General features: G+C 68.5%; 1 protein-coding gene and 1 pseudogene. One reads left to right on the top strand and one right to left on the bottom strand.

Annotated features, from left to right (window positions below):
- Positions 1–205, top strand: a pseudogene (locus tag ABI213_RS07905) (oxidoreductase); the annotation flags it as partial.
- Between the two features lie 60 nt (positions 206–265).
- On the opposite strand, the gene ABI213_RS07900 reads toward ABI213_RS07905, so the two are convergent.
- A partial coding sequence (locus tag ABI213_RS07900) for an IlvD/Edd family dehydratase (protein ID WP_348026631.1) occupies positions 266–1,938 on the bottom strand: 1,673 nt, incomplete at its 5' end.

Below are 1,938 nucleotides of genomic sequence, written 5' to 3'. Positions count from 1 at the left end.
CACCCTGTATGGCATTGACAGCGTGATGTGCCCCCTACCCCAGCGCCAGCAAGCCTGGCAACGGCTGGCGCAAGACCTGGACGTGGCCAAGCTGGAAGCCATGGTGCACGAAATCGGTCTGGATACTGCCGTAGCCGTGGGGGCCGAGCTGCTGAAAGGAAGCGTGCGCGGGCGGGTGGTGGTGGACGTACAGCGGGCACTATAAAAAAAAGAGCTGCCAGCGCAGGTAGCACCTGCGCTGGCAGCTCTTTTTATCTAAATTCGACTAGTGGTTGTGGCGCGGCGGGGTCGCGGCGATACCCCGGTATTTCAGGGCAAATTCCAGCACGCCGCCGCCGTCCAACTGGCCGGTTTTCTCCCGGTACAGCTCCTGCCACGGGGTGGCGCTGGCGGGGATGGGGGGCGGGGCCAGCAGCTTGCGGCGGGCGATTTCTGCCGCATCGACCAGCGCGTTGCACTGGCCCTGGCGCAGGTCGACCCGTACCATGTCGCCGTCGCGCAGCCAGCTCAGGCCACCACCGGCGGCGCTTTCGGGCGCGGCGTTGAGGATGGACGGGCTGTCGGCGGTGCCCGACTGGCGGCCATCGCCCAGCGTCGGCAGGCTGCTGATGCCGCGCTTGAGCAGGTGGTCGGGCGGCTGCATGTTGACCACCTCGGCCGAGCCCGGCCAGCCCAGTGGCCCGGCACCCCGGATCACCAGGATGGAGTTTTCGTCGATATTCAGCGCCGGGTCGTTGATGCGGGCGTGGTAGTCGTCCGAGCCGTCAAACACCACGGCGCGGCACTCAAACACGTCTTCGGCACCCGGCGTGCTGAGGTAGCGCTGGCGGAAGTCGTCCGAGATGACGCTGGTTTTCATGATCGCAAAGTCAAACAGGTTGCCCGACAGCACCAGGAACCCGGCCTGCGCGCGCAGCGGTTCGGCGTAGGGGTAGATCACCTCGCGGTCGCCACTGGCGCGGCCTTGCAGGTTTTCGGCCATGCTGCGGCCGGTGACGGTGGGCCGGTCGGCGTGCAGGCGATCGGCTTGCAGCAGCTCCCACATGATGGCGGGCACGCCGCCCGCGCGGTGGAAGCGCTCGCCCAGAAACTGGCCTGCGGGCTGCACATTGGCCAGCAGCGGCACGTCGTAGCCCTGGCTCCAGTCGTCGGCGGTCAGCGTGACCCCGGCGTGGCGGGCCATGGCCACCAGGTGCGGCTGGGCGTTGGTCGAGCCGCCGATGGCTGCGGTGACGGTGATGGCGTCCAAAAACGCCTCGCGGGTCAGGATGTGGCTGGGCCGCACGTCGGCGTAGGCTAGCTCGACGATGCGCTTGCCGGTGGCGTAGGCCATCTGGCCGCGCTCGCGGTAGGCGGCGGGAATCGCCGCGCAGCCGGTGAGCGACAAGCCCAGCGCTTCGGCAATGGCGTTCATGGTGGAGGCCGTGCCCATGGTGTTGCAGTGGCCCACCGACGGGGCCGAGGCGCAGGCGGCTTCCAGAAATTCTTCTTCGGTGATTTCGCCTGCAGCCAGGCGGCGGCGGCTTTGCCAGATCACCGTGCCCGAGCCGACCAAGGCCCCGTTGTGCCAGCCGTCCAGCATCGGCCCGCCCGAGAACACCATGGCCGGGATGTCTACCGTGGAGGCGGCCATGATGCCCGCCGGGGTGGTTTTGTCGCAGCCGGTGGTCAGCACCACCGCGTCGATGGGGTAGCCGTGCAGGATTTCGACCAGCCCCAGGTAGGCCAGGTTGCGGTCCAGCGCGGCGGTGGGGCGGCGGCAGTTCTCGAAGATGGGGTGCATCGGGAACTCCATCGGGATGCCACCCGCGTCGCGGATGCCGTCGCGGATGCGGCTGGCCAGCTGCACGTGGACCCGGTTGCAGGGGCTCAGGTCGGAGCCGGTCTGGGCGATGCCGATGATGGGGCGGCCCGAGCGCAGTTCGGCCGGGGTGATGC

The sequence above is a fragment of the Rhodoferax sp. genome, from assembly GCF_039922535.1.
In the GTDB taxonomy this organism is placed as follows: domain Bacteria; phylum Pseudomonadota; class Gammaproteobacteria; order Burkholderiales; family Burkholderiaceae_C; genus Rhodoferax_B.
The sequence above is the reverse complement of the archived record's forward strand: the minus strand, read 5'-3'. Positions and strand labels throughout refer to the sequence as shown.